The 16,748-nt window shown below is 72.7% G+C and carries 14 protein-coding genes; 9 read left to right on the forward strand and 5 right to left on the reverse strand.

Annotated features, from left to right (window positions below; translation table 11 throughout):
* The first annotated feature begins 43 nt into the window (after positions 1–43).
* A complete protein-coding gene (locus AC24FB_RS07690; protein WP_425714001.1) occupies positions 44–2,872 on the forward strand; it encodes a cation-translocating P-type ATPase in 2,829 nt (942 codons plus the stop codon).
* On the opposite strand, the gene AC24FB_RS07695 is transcribed toward AC24FB_RS07690, so the two are convergent.
* On the reverse strand, positions 2,847–3,920 hold the full coding sequence (locus AC24FB_RS07695) for an inositol-3-phosphate synthase (protein WP_425714000.1): 1,074 nt from the start codon (positions 3,918–3,920) through the stop codon (positions 2,847–2,849). The genes AC24FB_RS07690 and AC24FB_RS07695 overlap by 26 nt on opposite strands.
* A gap of 248 nt (positions 3,921–4,168) precedes the next feature.
* On the opposite strand from AC24FB_RS07695, the gene AC24FB_RS07700 reads away from it, so the two are divergent.
* The 5 genes from AC24FB_RS07700 (at position 4,169) to rplI (ending at position 8,418) form a co-directional block, all read left to right on the forward strand.
* Positions 4,169–6,427 carry a transglycosylase domain-containing protein gene (locus AC24FB_RS07700; RefSeq protein ID WP_425713999.1) on the forward strand — a complete coding sequence of 753 codons (2,259 nt, stop codon included), beginning with the start codon at positions 4,169–4,171 and terminating at the stop codon, positions 6,425–6,427.
* A gap of 234 nt (positions 6,428–6,661) precedes the next feature.
* Positions 6,662–6,952 carry a 30S ribosomal protein S6 gene (rpsF, locus tag AC24FB_RS07705; protein ID WP_425713998.1) on the forward strand — a complete coding sequence of 97 codons (291 nt, stop codon included), beginning with the start codon at positions 6,662–6,664 and terminating at the stop codon, positions 6,950–6,952.
* A 45-nt stretch (positions 6,953–6,997) separates the two neighbouring features.
* Positions 6,998–7,591 (forward strand): single-stranded DNA-binding protein, encoded by a 594-nt coding sequence (locus AC24FB_RS07710; protein ID WP_425713997.1) that lies wholly within the window; start codon positions 6,998–7,000, stop codon positions 7,589–7,591.
* Between the two features lie 123 nt (positions 7,592–7,714).
* Positions 7,715–7,951 carry a 30S ribosomal protein S18 gene (rpsR, locus tag AC24FB_RS07715; protein ID WP_425713996.1) on the forward strand — a complete coding sequence of 79 codons (237 nt, stop codon included), beginning with the start codon at positions 7,715–7,717 and terminating at the stop codon, positions 7,949–7,951.
* 14 nt (positions 7,952–7,965) lie between these two features.
* Positions 7,966–8,418, forward strand: a complete 453-nt coding sequence (gene rplI / locus AC24FB_RS07720) for a 50S ribosomal protein L9 (RefSeq protein WP_425713995.1) — start codon at positions 7,966–7,968, stop codon at positions 8,416–8,418.
* 102 nt (positions 8,419–8,520) lie between these two features.
* Here rplI and AC24FB_RS07725 read toward each other — a convergent pair whose 3' ends face one another.
* Positions 8,521–9,798, reverse strand: coding sequence for an MFS transporter (locus AC24FB_RS07725; protein WP_425713994.1), 1,278 nt, complete (start codon positions 9,796–9,798; stop codon positions 8,521–8,523).
* A 56-nt stretch (positions 9,799–9,854) separates the two neighbouring features.
* Complete coding sequence (locus AC24FB_RS07730) at positions 9,855–11,216, reverse strand: MATE family efflux transporter (RefSeq protein ID WP_425713993.1); 1,362 nt, start codon at positions 11,214–11,216, stop codon at positions 9,855–9,857.
* Between the two features lie 288 nt (positions 11,217–11,504).
* On the opposite strand from AC24FB_RS07730, the gene dnaB reads away from it, so the two are divergent.
* The gene (gene dnaB / locus AC24FB_RS07735; RefSeq protein WP_463653159.1) at positions 11,505–12,953 is read left to right on the forward strand and encodes a replicative DNA helicase; all 1,449 of its coding nucleotides are present in this window, start codon (positions 11,505–11,507) and stop codon (positions 12,951–12,953) included.
* A gap of 22 nt (positions 12,954–12,975) precedes the next feature.
* On the opposite strand, the gene AC24FB_RS07740 is transcribed toward dnaB, so the two are convergent.
* Complete coding sequence (locus AC24FB_RS07740) at positions 12,976–13,437, reverse strand: GNAT family N-acetyltransferase (RefSeq protein WP_425713991.1); 462 nt, start codon at positions 13,435–13,437, stop codon at positions 12,976–12,978.
* A 238-nt stretch (positions 13,438–13,675) separates the two neighbouring features.
* On the opposite strand from AC24FB_RS07740, the gene AC24FB_RS07745 reads away from it, so the two are divergent.
* Both AC24FB_RS07745 and AC24FB_RS07750 read left to right on the forward strand, forming a co-directional pair.
* Entirely contained in the window at positions 13,676–14,623 is a 948-nt protein-coding gene (locus tag AC24FB_RS07745) for a mechanosensitive ion channel family protein (protein WP_425713990.1), read from the forward strand.
* A 103-nt stretch (positions 14,624–14,726) separates the two neighbouring features.
* The gene (locus tag AC24FB_RS07750) at positions 14,727–15,758 is read left to right on the forward strand and encodes a GNAT family N-acetyltransferase (protein WP_425713989.1); all 1,032 of its coding nucleotides are present in this window, start codon (positions 14,727–14,729) and stop codon (positions 15,756–15,758) included.
* 72 nt (positions 15,759–15,830) lie between these two features.
* Here AC24FB_RS07750 and AC24FB_RS07755 read toward each other — a convergent pair whose 3' ends face one another.
* The gene (locus AC24FB_RS07755; protein ID WP_425713988.1) at positions 15,831–16,610 is read right to left on the reverse strand and encodes a VldE C-terminal domain-containing protein; all 780 of its coding nucleotides are present in this window, start codon (positions 16,608–16,610) and stop codon (positions 15,831–15,833) included.
* Positions 16,611–16,748 lie beyond the last annotated feature (138 nt).

The following is a 16,748-nucleotide window of genomic DNA, read 5'->3' on the forward strand; positions in this document are numbered from 1 at the left end:
AGCGGGACGCCCGGAACTGGCCCCGGAGGGGGACGATGGGGGTATGGCGGACTCCGCACCCCCCGAGCCCCTCCTCGACACCGCGCGACCGGCGATCACGGACCCGTCCGTCCGTGAGCCGGCCGAGATCGCCGACCTCCTCGGCGTCGACCTCGAGACCGGCCTGAGCGATGCCGAGGCGGCCTCCCGCCTCGAGGCCGAGGGGCCGAACGAGCTGCGCGGCACACCGCCCACGCCCTGGTGGCGCACGCTGCTCGCCCAGCTGCAGGACCCGCTCATCTACCTCCTGCTCGTGGCGATCGGGATCTCGCTGGTCGCGTGGATCGCGGACGGTGCCTCGGGCGCGCCGGTCGACGCGATCGTCATCGCGGCCGTGGTCGTCCTCAACGCGGTCATCGGCTACAGCCAGGAGGCGCGGGCGGCCGACGCCGTGGCCGCGCTCGGCCGCATGACCGCCGCGACCTCGACCGTGCTGCGCGAGGGGCGCCTCGTCGACGTCCCCTCCGCCGAGCTCGTCCGCGGGGACGTCCTCGTCCTCGCCGAGGGCGACCAGGTCGGCGCGGACGCCCGGGTGCTGACGGCCACCGCGCTGCGCATCCAGGAGGCCTCCCTCACCGGGGAGTCCGAGGCGGTCGAGAAGTCCGCGGCGGCGCTCGCGGAGCCCGGCCAGATCGGCGACCGCACGTCGATGGTCCACAAGGGCACCGCCGTGGCGCAGGGGGTGGGTCGCGCGGTCGTCACCGCCACCGGCATGGGCACCGAGATGGGCGCCATCGCGGACATGCTCGACCGCACCGAGTCCGAGCCGACCCCGCTCGAGCAGGAGATCGCGGGCGTCTCGCGGACGCTGGGGATCATCGTCGTCGTCATCGCGGTCGTCGTCATGGCGGCGATGCTCCTCGTCAACGGGATCGAGACCTCCGACGACCTCGTCGGCACCCTGCTCCTCGGCGTCTCCCTCGCCGTCGCCGCGGTCCCCGAGGGCCTGCCCGCGATCCTCTCCCTCGTCCTCGCCATCGGCGTGCAGCGGATGGCGTCCCGGAAGGCGGTCGTCAAGGAACTGCACTCGGTCGAGCCCCTCGGCTCCGCGACCGTCATCTGCTCCGACAAGACGGGCACCCTGACGAAGAACGAGATGACGATCGAGCAGGTCGTCACCGCCTCGGGGACGATCGAGATCACCGGGGTCGGCTACCGGCCCGAGGGCGAGGCCGTCCTCGACGTCGCCTCCACCGCGGCCGAGCACGAGGCGCGGCTCCTGCTCAGCGCCGGCTCGCTCGCGAACAACGCCCAGCTCGCCGAGACCGGCGGCGAGTGGCAGATCCAGGGCGACCCCACCGAGGCCGCGTTCCTCGTGGCCGCGCGCAAGTTCCCCGGCGTGACCGACGAGGCGGGGCGGTTCACCCGCGCCGCCGAGGTCCCGTTCACGTCCGAGCGGAAGAAGATGTCCGCCCTCGAGGTCGACGAGGACGGCCGGCGCGTCCTCATGAGCAAGGGCGGACCCGACGTCCTGCTCGCCGACTGCACGCACGTCCAGGTCGGGGACCAGGTCCTCCCCCTCGACGAGAAGAGACGGGCCGACGCCCTCGCCGACGTCGAGTCCCTCTCCGCGCAGGCCCTGCGCACCCTCGGCGTGGCCTACCGGGCCGAGGGTGCGGACCTGGCCGACGGCACGGACGCGATCGACGACGACGCCGAGCACGACCTCGTCTACCTCGGCGTCGTCGGCATCATCGACCCACCCCGTCCCGAGGCCGCCGTCGCGGTGCGGGAGGCCCACCGGGCCGGCGTCCGGGTCACGATGATCACCGGCGACCACCCCGCCACCGCGAGCCGCATCGCCGCCGACCTCGGGATCGCCGAGCCGGGCGCGGCGGCGGTCACCGGAGCCGAGCTCGCGCGGATGGACGACGAGGCGCTCGGTGCGATCGTCGAGGAGACCCGCGTGTTCGCCCGGGTCGCGCCCGAGCACAAGCTGCGCATCGTCGACGCGCTCCAGGCGCGCGGGCACGTGGTCTCGATGACCGGCGACGGCGTCAACGACGCCCCGGCGCTGAAGTCGGCGGACATCGGGGTCGCCATGGGGATCACCGGGACGGAGGTGACGAAGGAGGCGTCGACGATGATCCTCGCCGACGACAACTTCGCCACGATCGTCGCCGCGATCCGTCAGGGCCGCGTCATCTTCGACAACATCCGCAAGTTCCTGCGGTTCCTGCTCTCGTCCAACCTCGGCGAGGTCCTCACCGTGTTCCTCGGGGTGGTCCTCGCCGGCGTCATCGGCCTCACCGACGGCTCCGGCGGGACCGTGGTGCCGCTCCTGGCCACCCAGATCCTGTGGATCAACCTCGTCACCGACTCCGCCCCGGCGCTCGCCCTGGGCATGGACCCCGAGATCGACGACCCGATGGCGCGTCCCCCGCGCCGGCCCGACGACCGCATCCTCGACCGCGGGATGTGGGCGGGGATCCTCTTCGTCGGCGCCGTCATGGCCGTGGTCATGCTGACGACGATCGACATGTTCCTGCCCGGCGGGCTCATCGAGGGATCCGACAGCGTCGAGGTCGCCCGGACGGCCGGGTTCACCACGCTCGTCCTCGCCCAGCTGTTCAACGCTCTCAACTCCCGCTCGGCGACGAGCTCGGCGTTCCACCGGATGTTCGTCAACCCGTGGCTGTGGGGCTCGATCGTCCTCGTGGTCGTCCTCCAGGTCCTCGTCGTCGAGGTTCCGTTCCTCCAGACGGCGTTCGGCACCGCGTCGATGGACCTCGCCCACTGGGCGGCGTGCACCGGGATGGCGGCGCTCGTGCTCGTCGCGGTCGAGCTGCGGAAGCTCGTTCTGCGGGTCAGCGCTCGATCTCGCCGCGGATGAACGCCTCGACGTCGGCCCGGGCGGCGGTGTCCTCCCGCTGCTCGGGCGGCGACTTCATGAGGTAGGCGCTCGCCGCCAGCAGCGGGCCGCCGATCCCGCGGTCGAGGCCGAGCTTCGCCAGCCGGAGCGCGTCGATGACGATGCCGGCCGAGTTCGGCGAGTCCCACACCTCGAGCTTGTACTCCAGGGACATCGGGGCGTCCCCGAACCCGCGGCCCTCGAGCCGGACGTACGCCCACTTGCGGTCGTCGAGCCAGGCCACGTGGTCCGAGGGGCCGATGTGGATGTCCCGCGCCGGCAGGTGACCGGCGATGTTCGACGTCACGGCCCGGGTCTTCGAGAGGCGCTTGGACTCGAGCCGCTCGCGCTCGAGCATGTTGCGGAAGTCCATGTTCCCGCCCACGTTGAGCTGGAACGTCCGGTCGAGCCGGATCCCGCGCTCCTCCAGCAGGCGGGCAAGCACCCGGTGCGTGATCGTGGCACCCACCTGGGACTTCACGTCGTCGCCGACGATCGGCAGCCCGGCGTCCGTGAACTTCTGCGCCCACTCGGGGTCCGAGGCGAGGAAGACGGGCAGGGCGTTGACGAGTGCGCAGCCGGCGTCGATCGCGGCCTGCGCGTAGTGCCGGGCGGCCTCCTCCGAGCCGACGGGCAGGTAGCAGACGACGACCTCGGCGCCGGCCCCGCGGAGCTCGGCGGCGACGTCCACCGGAACGGCGTCGGACTCCTTGATCGTCTCCCGGTAGTACCGCCCCAGCCCGTCGAGGGTGGGGCCGCGCAGGACCTCGACCCCCGTCGGCGGGACGTCGGCGAGGCGGAGGGTGTTGTTCTCGGACGCGCCGATCGCCTCGGCGAGGTCGGCGCCGACCTTGCGGGAATCGACGTCGAAGGCCGCGACGATCTCGACGTCCCGGACGTGGATGCCGCCGAGCTCGACGTGCATGAGGCCGGGCACCGTGCCGCGGGGATCGGCGTCCGCGTAGTACCGCACGCCCTGGACGAGGGAGGAGGCGCAGTTGCCCACCCCGACGACTGCCACCTTGACCACGACGGGACCTCCACCCTTGTTGCCTCCGACGACGGTAACCGGGCCCCGGCGCCGCGATCGACCGCATTCCGGCCGATCCGGTGTGGTGCCGCGCACGGCGCGGCCGGGCGCCCCGTGGCACGCGGGTGGCGGGGCAGGACCCGCGCGATCGTCGTCGTCGGGCCGTGTGATCGCGCACAGCCGCGCGCGCGGGAACGGGAGCGAGCTCCATACTGTTGAGCTCACGTCACGACGAAAGGTTGGCGCGGATGTCGAAGGACACCACGGGCACCGCACGCCGGGCCCCCGAGGACAAGGGTCGCGTGCCGGTGTGGCGACGCATCCTGTTCTGGCTGGTCGGCCTCTTCATCGCCGGGCTCGCCGGTGCCGCCGGCCTGTTCGTCGCCGCCTACGCCTCGATCGACGTCCCCGCCCCGGACGACTTCGCCCTCGCGGAGGGCACGACCGTCTACTACGCCGACGGCGAGACCGTCATGGGCCGCTTCGCCGAGTACGACCGCAGCTCGGTCTCCCTCGACGACGTCCCGGACCACGTGACCGAGGCGATCATCGCGTCCGAGGACCGCCGGTTCTACGAGAACCCCGGCGTCGACTGGCGCGGCATCGCGCGCGCCCTGTGGAACAACATCCAGGGCGAGGCGCGGCAGGGTGGCTCCTCCCTCACGCAGCAGTACGTCGAGCGCTACTACACGGGGACCACGACGTCCTACATCGGCAAGTTCGAGGAGACGATCCTCGCCCTGCGGATCGACCAGGAGCAGTCCAAGGACGAGATCCTGCAGAACTACATGAACACCATCTACTTCGGCCGCGGCACGTACGGCGTGCAGGAGGCCTCGATGGCGTACTTCGGGCACGGCGCCTCGGAGATGACGATCAGCGAGTCGGCGATGCTCGCCGGGATCATCCCCAGCCCGTCCGCGTGGGACCCGGCCAACGACCCGGAGCGGGCCGAGCAGCGGTTCGAGCGCGTCCTCGACCTCATGCTCGAGGACGGGTGGATCACCGCCGAGGAGCACGCGGCCGCCGAGTTCCCCGAGGTCGTCGAGCCCGAGGCGAACGAGACCTACGCCGGACCCAACGGGTACCTCCTCGCGATGGTGCGCGACGAGCTCGTGGCCCAGGGCGACCTCACCCTCGACGAGATCGACACCGGTGGCTACGACATCGTCACCACCATCGACCAGCGCAGCCAGCAGGCCGCGATCGACGCCGTGGGGAACCTCCCGGAGGACCGGCCGGAGAACAACCACGTCGGACTCGTGTCGATGCGCCCGGAGTCCGGCGCGATCGTCGCCCTCTACGGCGGTCCGGACTTCGTCACCGACGCGCGGAACTCGGCCACTCAGGACCGCGCCCAGGCCGGCTCGACGGCGAAACCCTTCACCCTCGTGGCCGCCATCGAGGCCGGCGTGTCCATGGACGAGCGGTTCCCGTCCTACTCGCCGATGGAGGTCGAGGGCTACGACGTCCCGGTCAACAACTACGACTGGCACGACCGCGGCTACATCACCCTGCGCGAGGCGACCGCGCAGTCCGTCAACACGACGTACGCCCTCGTCAACCAGCAGGTCGGCCCGGAGACCATGGTGGACGTGGCGACACGCGCCGGCTGGTCGGAGGAGACGCCCGGCCTCGTGCCGACCGTGTCCAACGTGCTGGGCCCCGCGTCCCCGACGACGCTCGACTCCGCCCGCGCCTACAACACGTTCGCCGCGCGCGGCGTGCGGCACGAGCCGTACATCGTCGAGGAGGTCGTCGACCGGGACGACAACCGGATCTACACCGGCGGCGACGAGGGCGTGCGCGCCTTCGAGGAGGCCGTCATCGACGAGGCCACCTACGCGATGGAGTCCGTGCTCGAGCCCGGCGGCACCGGCGCGACGGCCGGCGAGATCGGGCGGCCCGCGGCCGGCAAGACCGGGTCGTCCAACGCCTACCGGTCGGCGTGGTTCGCCGGCTGGGTCCCCCAGCTGACGACCGTGGTGAGCATGTACCAGGTCGGCGAGGACGGCACCGAGGAGGAGCTGACCGGGTTCGGCGGCGTCGACCTCGTGGCCGGCGGGACCTTCCCCGCCCAGATCTGGCGCGACTACATGATGGTGGCGACCGAGGGCATGCCCGTCGTCGACCTGCCCGAGCGGCCCGACCCGGACGACCTGCCCGGCTCGCAGGGGTGGTCCGACCAGACGCCGACGCAGGCGCCCGACCCGACCGAGGCCCCCACCACGGAGGAGGAGACCACCACCGAGGAGGAGTCGACGACCGAGGAGGAATCCACCACGGAGGAGGAGACCACCGAGGAGCCGACGACGGAGGAGCCCACCACCGAGGACCCGACAACCGAGCCGCCGCCGGAGCCCACTCCCGAGCCGACGCCCGAGCCGACACCCGAGCCGACGACGCCGCCCTCGACCCCGCCCGGCAACGGCGGCGGCAACGGTGGCGGTAACGGCGGCGGCGGGAACGGCAACGGACGCGACCCCGGCGCGGGCGACGGCGGCTGAGGACGCCGGACGCGGGGTGACCCGCGTGCCCGGGGTGAGTGCCGCCGTCGGGCGGTGATGCTCCCGGGGTGAGTGCCGCCGTCGGAGGTGACGGGCGGCACCAGACCTGCCTCTCCACGGGGTGCCCGGAGCGGGTACCGTTGACGGTCGGCCCCGGTACGCACCGGGGACACGCATGACCCTCCTGTCACGGAGAGACCGTGACCGCCCAGTCCGAAGGAGGTGGGGATACCCATGCGGCAGTACGAACTGATGATCATCCTCGAGCCGGAGGTCGACGAGCGCACCGTCGCCCCGTCGCTCGACAAGCTGCTGTCGGTCGTCACGACCGGTGGTGGCACCGTGGACACGATCGACATCTGGGGCAAGCGCCGGCTCGCCTACGAGATCGACAAGCGCACCGAGGGCATCTACGCGGTCGTCGACATGACGACCACGCCCGAGGTCGCCAAGGAGCTCGACCGCCAGCTCGGCCTCAACGAGGCCGTCCTGCGCACGAAGCTCCTGCGCCCCGACGCCAACTGATCCGACCGACAGCCCCCGTACCGACAGCCACCGTCAGGAGCTCTCATGGCAGGCGACACCATCATCACCGTGGTCGGCAACCTCACCGCCGACCCCGAGCTGCGGTTCACCCCGTCGGGGGCTGCGGTCGCGAACTTCACCGTCGCGTCGACCCCCCGCACGTTCGACCGCCAGTCGAACGAGTGGAAGGACGGCGACACGCTGTTCATGCGCTGCTCCGTCTGGCGTGACGCCGCGGAGAACGTGGCGGAGTCGCTGACCAAGGGCATGCGCGTCATGGTCCAGGGCCGGCTCACGCAGCGGTCCTACGAGACCCAGCAGGGCGAGAAGCGGACGGTCGTCGAGATGCAGGCCGACGAGGTCGCACCCTCGCTGCGGTACGCGACCGCCAAGGTCACCCGCACGCAGCGCGGTGGCGGCGGAGGCGGCTTCGGCGGCAACCAGGGCGGCGGAGGCGGCTTCGGTGGCGGCGGCAACCAGGGGGGCGGCTACGGCGGCAACCAGGGCGGCGGCGGCTACGGCGGCGGCAACCAGGGCGGCCAGGGCGGTGGCTACAACGGCCCCGCCGGCGGCAGCCCCGAGGACCCCTGGGCGACCCAGGGCGGCGGCACGGCGTTCCCGAACGACCCGCCGTTCTGATCGATCACCCGCCGAGCTGATCGGCGGACCGCCGCGGGTGCGGCGGACACACACATTCCACGAAGGGCGCTCGCGCGCGAGAGATGCGCGTGAGGGCCGGTACTGATCCACGAGGAGAACCCCATGGCGAAGCCCGTACTTCGCAAGCCGAAGAAGAAGGTCAGCCCGCTCAAGGCTGTCAAGGTCGGAAAGATCGACTACAAGGACACCGCGACCCTGCGGAAGTTCATCTCCGACCGCGGAAAGATCCGCTCGCGCCGCGTCACCGGCGTGTCCGTCCAGGAGCAGCGCCTCATCGCGAAGGCCGTGAAGAACGCCCGCGAGATGGCCCTGCTGCCGTACACCGGCGCCGGTCGCTGAGGAAGGGGATCGAGATGGCAAAGCTGATCCTCACCCACGAGGTCACCGGTCTCGGTGCCGCGGGCGACGTCGTCGAGGTCAAGGACGGGTACGCCCGCAACTACCTCGTCCCGCGCGGTCTCGCGACCCGCTGGACCAAGGGCGGCCAGAAGCAGGTCGACCAGATGACGTCCGCGCGCCGCACGCGTGCGATCGCCACCGTCGAGGAGGCGCAGGCCACGCGCGACCGCCTCCAGTCGGGCCCGGTCACCGTCAGCGTCCGCGCCGGCGAGGCCGGTCGTCTGTTCGGCGCCGTGTCGAGCGTCGACATCGCCGAGGCCGTCGTGGCCGGCGGCGGGCCGCAGCTCGACCGCCGCAAGATCGAGATCCCGGCGCCGATCAAGTCGCTCGGCGAGCACCGCGTGCAGGTCCGCCTGCACGAGGACGTCTCGGCCAGCCTGGTCGTCGAGGTCGTGCCCGAGGCCTGATCCTCGGTCGGCCTCGCGGGTCCGGTCATAGAGACCTGGTCCCGACGAGATCCACCTGTCCGACGCCCCCGGAACCCGCGCGGTTCCGGGGGCGTCGTGCTGTCACACGAGGGCGAGGCGGGTGGCGGCCGCCGCCGCGAGGCCGAGCGCGACGTCGAACGTCACGTTCCAGCCCATGCTCACGCGCTCGGCCTGACCGGGCGTGACCGCGCGGCGCATCATCACGGTGAGCGCCGCGGTCTGGACGGCGCCCGAGAACGCTCCCACCAGCGTGGCGGCGACGACGAACCGGACCGGGTCGTCGTCGGCCACCGCCCAGGCCAGCGCGCCCGCCACCGCGACCGCGGCGACCAGCAGCGTCCCTGCCCCCGACCAGCGGTCCGCCAGCCACCCCGCGACCGGCCGACCGACCGCCACGGCTCCCTGGACGCTGAACGCGGCGACCACGGCCGCCGTCCCGCCGCCGGCCTCCGCCAGGGTGCCCGCGGACGTGAGCATGAGCCCGTAGGCGATCACGGCGAGCGAATGGATCACCAGGGTGGGGGCGACGACGCCGAACGGCCCACGCCGGCGGGGGTGTGCGTCGTCGTCGGCGTGGACGGAGCGCGGGCTGCTGCCGGGATCGTCGGAGTGGACGGAGCCGTCGCGGTCATCCTCGGCGACGCGGGACCGGGCGGGTGGTTCGTCGTCGGAGAGGTAGGTCGTCGCGTCCCCGACCGCGAGGGACGCCTCGGTCTCCGGCGCGGGCCCGGTGCCGGAGCGGGGGAGCGTGGGGACGTGGTCGGTGGGGGCGTCGGTGAGGCCGGGGCGGCCGTGCTCGCCGATGCGCCGCGCGAGGGCCACGGGGACGAGCCCGAGCGCCGTGACCAGGGCGCCACCGGCCGCGACGCCGACGACCCCGACGCCGTCGGCCAGGGCGAGCGCGGCGGGGGCGGCGACCGTCGCGCCGACGGCGGAGGCGAGGCCGTAGATGCCGAGGGCCCGGCCGGCGGTGCTTGCGTCGGCGAGCTCGCGCACCCAGGCCGCGCTGGTCACGACGAACACGCCGAACCCGAGGCCCGTGAGGACGAGGCCCGGCCAGCCGCCGGCAAGCGGGAGCACGGCGAACCCGAGGGCCATCGAGGCGAGCCCGCCGCCCACCGATCGCGAGCGCACGCGCATCCACCGGCCGAGCACCGTGACGAGGGGCTGCACCGCGATGACGCAGGCCATGAAGACGGCGGTGCGGGTGCCCGCGGAGACGCCCCCGCCGGCGAGCGCGACCGGCGCCGAGGTGTACAGGCCGTAGAAGGTGCCGAAGCCGCAGGCCGACGCGATCGCCACGAAGATGACGGCGCGCAGGTCGGGGCGCTCGAGCCTCGTGCGTCCACCGGTGGTCATCCGGCCAGGGTGCCCGACGGGCCGGCCGCGATCAGGTGATCGCCCGGCGACGTCCGTCACCGCCCCTCCCCGAGGACCATCCACCGGGTCCCGCGCGAGCGCAGGTAGGTGGTGACGGCCCGCGCGCCCATGAACACCCCGGCGAAGGCCACCCACAACCAGACGAGGCCCCACGTCCCGCCCGGGCCGAACGCGGCGACCGCCCACGCGGCCGGCAGGTAGACGACGAGCGTGACGATGCCGGACACGGCGAGGAACGGCCCGTCGCCGGCGCCCATGAGGATGCCGTCGAGGATGTAGACGAGCCCGGCCAGACCCATGAGGGCCCCGACGACGACGAGGCACCACACGGCCGCCGAGCGCACGTCGGGGTCGGCGGAGAAGATGCGCACGAGGAGCGGGGAGCTGGCGGCGACGACGATCCCGATGACGATCCCGGCGAGGATGCCCCAGCGCAGGCAGCGGCCGACGAGGCGGCGCACGGCCCCGGCGTCGCCGCGGCCGAGCCCCTGCCCGACGAGGGCCTGCGCGGCGATCGCGACGGCGTCGAGCGCGAACGCGCACAGCGACCAGATCGAGCTCGTCACCTGGTAGGCCGCGAGGCGGGCCGGGCCGAGGGCGGTGGCCACGGCGACGGTCACGAGGATCGCGGCCCGCAGCGAGAGGGTGCGGACGAAGAGGGGGAGGCCGGCGCGCGCGGAGGCGAGGACACCGAGGCCGGAGGGGGCGAGCGGGACGTCGTGGCGCCGGGCGCCGCGAACCACCACGGCCGCGAGCGCCGCGCCCATCCCGAGCTGGGCGATCGCCGTGCCGAGGCCGGAGCCGACGATCCCGAGGCCGGCGCCGTAGATGAGGATCGCGTTGAGCACGGCGTTCGCGACGGCTCCACCGGCGGCGACGTACAGCGGCGTGCGGGTGTCGAGCAGGCCGCGCAGCGTCCCGGTGGCGGCGAGCACGACGAGCATGCCGGGCAGCCCGAACGCCGACGCGCGCAGGTAGGCCACCGCCTCGGACGCCACCTCGCCGCTGCCGCCGAGCGCGCCGACGAGCCACGGCCCGGCCAGCAGCAGGACCACCGCGAGCACCACGCCGAGCCCGACGGCGAGCCACATCCCGTCGATCCCCGCCCGGATCCCGCGGCCCCGCTGGCCGGCCCCGACGAGCCGGGCGGTCGCGGCCGTCGTGGCGTACGCGAGGAAGACGCAGACCCCGACGATCGTCGTGAGCACCGCCTGCGCGATCGCGAGCCCGGCCAGCGACGCCGTCCCCAGGTGGCCGACCATCGCGGAGTCGATGATGAGGAGCAACGGTTCGGCGATCAGCGCGCCGAGCGCGGGGAGCGCGAGGCGGAGGATCTGCCGGTCGACCTCGCGCGGGGTCATCTCCGGCCCGACGCCGGAGCCCGGGTCCGCGGACATCTCTCCTCCTCGGGCGCTCGCCGGCCGGTACCCGGGTCACCGTAGGTCGGCCCCGGGGGCGGGGCGACCCACGCCCGCAGGGCGGGCGCCCGGACGGGCCGGCTTCCCTGCTCACGACTGGCCGGACTTCCTCCGTCCACACGACACGCCCGACTAATTCCGTCCACACCCTGTGCGGGGAGGGGTGGCGTCGTCGTGCGTCCCGGGGCTCCCCGGCGCCGGTCATACCCACACCTTTGTCCACAGCTGTGCACAGGCTCACGGTGTTGGTCCACAGGCCGTCCACGGATGTCGGCCGGTTCGTGCACAGTGTGGGTTTGGCGACGGGGGAGCGGCCCCGTAGCGTCGCCTGGCCGGGCGTTCGACCGGGCACGAGAAGGAGCGAGCGTGGCAGAGGATCCGGGCGCAGCACGGGCCGACTTCGACCGGACCCCGCCGCAGGACGTCGCGGCCGAGCAGTCGGTCCTCGGCGGCATGCTGCTGAGCAAGGACGCGATCGCGGACGTGGTCGAGGAGGTCCGCGGCGTCGACTTCTACAAGCCGGCGCACGCCCTCGTGTACGAGGCCGTCATCGACCTGTTCGGGCGCGGCGAGCCCGCCGACCCGGTGACGGTCGCCGCCGAGCTCACCCGCCGCGGCGAGATGACCCGCGTGGGCGGGGCGCCGTACCTGCACACCCTCGTCTCCTCGGTCCCGACGGCGGCCAATGCGGGCTACTACGCGCGGATCGTGCGCGAGCAGGCCGTGCTGCGCCGGCTCGTCCAGGCGGGCACCCGCATCGTCCAGCTCGGCTACGCGACCGACGGCGGCGACGTCGAGGAGATCGTCAACTCCGCCCAGGCCGAGGTCTACGCCGTGGCCGACCAGCGCAACGCGGAGGACTACCGCCCGCTGCGCGAGCTGGTGGACCCCACGCTCACCGAGCTGCAGCGCATCGAGTCCAAGACGGGCGACGACGGCGCCGTCCCCACCGGCTTCGCCGACCTCGACGGCCTGACGAACGGCCTCCACCCGGGCCAGATGGTCATCATCGCGGCGCGGCCCGCCATCGGTAAGTCGACCCTCGCGCTCGACATCTGCCGCAACGCCTCGATCCGCAACAACCACGCGTCGGTGATCTTCAGCCTCGAGATGGGGCGCACCGAGATCACCATGCGGCTCCTGTCCGCCGAGGCCGGCGTCTCGCTCAAGCACATGCGCGAGGGCTCGATGCGGCAGGACGAGTGGGAGCGGGTGGCCGGCGCGGCGAGCCGTTCGTCGTCGGCCCCGTTGTTCGTCGACGACAGCCCGAACATGTCGCTCATGGAGATCCGCGCCAAGTGCCGGCGGCTCAAGCAGAACCACGACCTCAAGCTCATCGCCGTGGACTACCTCCAGCTGATGAGCTCGGGCAAGCGCGTGGAGTCGCGGCAGCAGGAGGTCTCGGAGTTCTCGCGTGCGCTCAAGCTCCTCGCGAAGGAGCTCGAGGTGCCGGTCATCGCCGTCGCGCAGCTCAACCGTGGACCCGAGCAGCGCGGCGACAAGAAGCCGATGATGTCCGACCTGCGCGAGTCGGGCTCGCTCGAGCAGGACGCCGACGTCGTCATGCTCCTGCACCGCGAGGACGCCTACGAGAAGGAGCACCCGCGGGCCGGCGAGGCGGACATCATCATCGCCAAGCAGAGGAACGGGCCCACCGGCACGGTGACGGTGGCCTTCCAGGGGCACTACTCGCGCTTCGTCGACATGGGGCGGTGACCGAGGGCCGGCAGCGTCGACGTCATCGGACGTCGAGTCGGTGCGGGATCGCGTCGCCGGCCGGACGGTAGGGCGTGAAGCCCATGGCCGCGTAGTAGGACAGGGCGGGCGGGTTGTCGGCGCCGATGGTGGCGTCGATGTGACGGAGTCCGGTGGCCCGGGCAGCGGCAAGGGTGGTGACGAAGAGACGGCGACCGAGACCGCTCCGAGCGGCGTCGGGATGGATGTGCGTGCCGATGATCCCCCACCCCACGGTCACGTCGTAGGGGTTGCCCGGCCACGCCCGAGTGAGGGACTGGAAACCGACCACCAGGCCATCCCGCTCGGCGACGGTGCACGCGACCACGTGCTCGAGCTCGAGGTAGCGCTCGCGAACCGACGCGACGTCGACCGGGCTCTCCCGGAGGCCCGCGCGATGGATCGCGTTCTGCACCTCGGTCATGTCCTCGGCGTCGGAGGGCCGTGCCGGCCGGATCGTGGTCATGGGTCCATCGTGCGCGGGCCCGGCAGTCGGGCCAAGCCGAACGCGTCGCGGCTCCGGCGTGCGCCCCGGAGTCGTTCCGACCCGGCCCGGCGGAATTCCCGGTCGACGGCCGGATTTCTCACAGCAGTGCGCGGCGGCCGAGGATCGCGAGCCGGACCGGTCGTTGCGACGATGGATCTCGGAATCTCGCGGGCTCCAGACCCGAGCCACGTGAGCCCGAGACCGGAAGGGGCGACCCGTGACAGACATACCCGCGCAGGCCGGCGTGATCGGCGAGTGGTTCTCCTCGCGCTCGGGGGAGATGGTCTCCAGCCTCATCAACGTCGTCATCATCCTCCTGGTGGCGATCATCGCGCGCGCCGTCCTCGGCCGGGTGATCATGCGGCTCGCCGAGCGGATCGTCCAGTCGCGGCAACAGCTGGACCGGGCCGCGTCCAACGCCAGGCGCAAGGTCGCCAGGCCGGGCACCGACGAGACCGCTCGCGTCCGTCGCCAGCAGCAGCGGGCGCAGACGATCGGTTCGGTGCTGCGCAGCATCGCCTCGTTCGTCATCTTCGGCGTGGCGTTCATGATGATCCTGGGCGAGTTCGGGATCAATCTCGCTCCGATCCTGGCCAGCGCCGGCGTGGTGGGTCTCGCGATTGGCTTCGGCGCGCAGAGTCTGGTGCAGGACTTCATCTCCGGCCTGTTCATGATGTCGGAGGACCAGATCGGCGTCGGTGACGTGGTCGACGTCGGGGACGCCGTCGGCACGGTCGAGGAGATGACGATGCGGATCACGAAGATCCGCGACCTCGACGGCAACGTCTGGTACGTGCGCAACGGCGAGATCCGGCGGGTCGCCAACATGAACCAGGACTGGGCGAACGCGCTGATCGAGATCCCGCTCGACTACTCGGTCGACCTGCCCCGGGCGAAGCAGGTCATCGAGAGCGGGTTGGAGGAGTTCGCCACGGACCCGGAGTTCGCGGCCGAGATCCTCGACGCCCCCGAGGTCAGCGGCGTGACCGCCATCGGGAACGGCGCCGTGACGATGCGGATGATCATCAAGACCCGGCCCGGCTCGCAGTGGGCGATCGGCCGCGCCGCCCGCGCCCACCTCAAGGTCCGGTTCGATGAGGAGGGGATCCAGGTCGCGGTGCCGATGTTCCCGCAGAGCGGGGCCGGGGCGACCAAGCAGGGGTGATCGCGGGGCGTCACGGCACGGACACCTTCCCTGCCGTGCCCGACGCCGTCGGCACGACCGGATTTCGCTGGCGCCGCCCCTCCGGCCCGGCGACGATCGGAGCATGACCGACACCCCCTACCCCCTGCGGACCGACCGGCTGACCGTGCGCATGGTGGCCGAGCGGGACGTCGACACGCTCACGGCCTACCGCAACGACCCTGAGGTCAGCGCGCTCCAGGACTGGGACCTGCCGTACCCGCGGGAGCGGGCCGAGCGGCTCGCGGCCGCCCACGCGGACCGGACCGACGTCGTGCCCGGCGGCGGCACGCAGCTCGCGATCGAGGCCGGGGGCGAGCTCGTCGGCGACCTCTACGTCGGCCTCGACGCGCACTCCGGGATCGCCGAGATCGGGTTCACCCTCGCGACGGCGCACCAGGGCAAGGGGTACGCCGGCGAGGCCGCGTCCGCCGTCGTCGACGACCTCGTCGACCGGGTCGGCGTCCACCGCCTCGTCGCCGAGCTCTCCCCGGAGAACCGCGCCTCGGCCCGGCTCCTCGAGCGGCTCGGCATGACCTTCGACCACCTCGCGGAGAAGTCCTTCTGGTGGCGGGGTGCGTGGGACGACAACCTCCACTACTCGATGACCGCCGACGACCGCCGGGCCTGGCGCGACCGCCCGCGCACGCCGCCGGAGACGGTCCGCCTCGTCGAGCTCGACCACGAGAGCGTCTGGACCTACCGCCGGCTGCGCACGCACCGCACCCAGGAGCGCTTCGTCGCGAGCGTCGACCAGTCCTTCACCGACGCGCTCTTCCCCGAGCCGGAGGCCGGCCATCCCGTGGTCCCGTTGCTGCGTGGCATCGAGGCCGACGGCGAGCCCGCCGGTTTCCTCATGTGGGCGGACGCCGTCAACGACGGCACGCCGGACCCCTACCTGTGGCGCTTCCTCGTCGACCGCCGCCACCAGGGGAGGGGCATCGGTCGGCGCGCCCTCGAGGCGTGGACCGCGGAGCTCCGCGCTGCCGGGCACACGGCCGTCGAGACGAGCTGGGTGCAGGCCCCCGGCGGGCCCGAGCCGTTCTACCTGGCCGCCGGCTTCGAGCTCACCGGCGAGTACGACGACGGCGAGGCCGTGGCCCGGCTGTCCCTCTAGCCGCTCGTCGGGGTGGCCCGCCCCTGATCGCGCACTGTCGCCCACCGGTCCGCGCGACAAGCCGACCGGCGCCTACCCGCCGCGCAGCACGTCGACGTGCACGTGGTCGAGGTGCCGCAGGATCTCGTTCGCCGGTTCGGGTGCGTCGTAGGGCTGCCACCGCCCGCGCCGGCTGTGCGCGCTCCAGATCCGGTCGTCGAAGATGACGTACTGGATGTCGAGGGTGTCCTCGTGCGCCACGAGCCAGTGCGCGAGGATCCAGCCGCGCCGGCGGTTCTCCTCGGACACCGGCTGGAAGAAGACGTCGATCGCACGGCCGTCGTTGTGGGTCGACTCGCCGGCGCGCTGCACCCCGCCTGGCGCGAACCCGCCGAGCACCTGGTCCCCGAACACGTCCGTCATCGCGTCGAGGACCTCCTGGGCCCGCGGGGTCAGGCCGGTGTCGGTGATCTCCTCCTCCGGCAGGTCGTCGGCCGCCGAGCCGCGGCAGCTGAGGCTCGGTCCGGCGTCGTCGGCCGGTCCGGTGGCGAGGAGCTCGAGCACGGTGTCGTCGACGTCGGAGGTGTCGGGCGCTTCGATCGTCGGACCGTCCTGGGCACCGACGGCGACCGCGGTCGTCGCGCGTCGCGCCTGGTCGCGGGTGAGCTCGACCTCCCCGTCCGGCGTCCGCACGACGCACTCGGCACTCTCGCCAAGAACCGGTACGCCCTCCTCACGCAGGTACTGAGAGACACGCGGGGCAAGGACGACCACGGCCGTGACAACCAGGACGAGCACGACGGCGAACGCCCACCCTCGCCCCGGCCCGCCCGCCCGGGGCGCCTTGCGGTCGCTGTCCGGCCCGTCGGTCACGCCCTCGAGTCAACCATCGGCGCCGGAGTGGGAGGGGAGGGGTTGACGCGCGGCGCGGTGGCTCATAGTCTTCCCAAATCGATTCATGCCAAATCGATTTGAGTCCATCCGCTCAGGTCCCGGTCCAAAGGAGAACCG

This window comes from Georgenia sp. Z1344 (assembly GCF_057652375.1).

What these genes read in the sequence shown, in the direction of transcription:
- AC24FB_RS07725 (WP_425713994.1), bottom strand. Translation starts at nt 9,798, where the DNA reads ATGACCACCGGTGGACGCACGAGGCTCGAGCGCCCCGACCTGCGCGCC.
- rpsF (WP_425713998.1), top strand. Translation starts at nt 6,662, where the DNA reads ATGCGGCAGTACGAACTGATGATCATCCTCGAGCCGGAGGTCGACGAG.
- AC24FB_RS07730 (WP_425713993.1), bottom strand. Translation starts at nt 11,216, where the DNA reads ATGTCCGCGGACCCGGGCTCCGGCGTCGGGCCGGAGATGACCCCGCGC.
- AC24FB_RS07740 (WP_425713991.1), bottom strand. Translation starts at nt 13,437, where the DNA reads ATGACCACGATCCGGCCGGCACGGCCCTCCGACGCCGAGGACATGACC.
- rplI (WP_425713995.1), top strand. Translation starts at nt 7,966, where the DNA reads ATGGCAAAGCTGATCCTCACCCACGAGGTCACCGGTCTCGGTGCCGCG.
- AC24FB_RS07690 (WP_425714001.1), top strand. Translation starts at nt 44, where the DNA reads ATGGCGGACTCCGCACCCCCCGAGCCCCTCCTCGACACCGCGCGACCG.
- AC24FB_RS07700 (WP_425713999.1), top strand. Translation starts at nt 4,169, where the DNA reads ATGTCGAAGGACACCACGGGCACCGCACGCCGGGCCCCCGAGGACAAG.
- dnaB (WP_463653159.1), top strand. Translation starts at nt 11,505, where the DNA reads ATGTCGGCCGGTTCGTGCACAGTGTGGGTTTGGCGACGGGGGAGCGGC.
- AC24FB_RS07710 (WP_425713997.1), top strand. Translation starts at nt 6,998, where the DNA reads ATGGCAGGCGACACCATCATCACCGTGGTCGGCAACCTCACCGCCGAC.
- AC24FB_RS07750 (WP_425713989.1), top strand. Translation starts at nt 14,727, where the DNA reads ATGACCGACACCCCCTACCCCCTGCGGACCGACCGGCTGACCGTGCGC.
- rpsR (WP_425713996.1), top strand. Translation starts at nt 7,715, where the DNA reads ATGGCGAAGCCCGTACTTCGCAAGCCGAAGAAGAAGGTCAGCCCGCTC.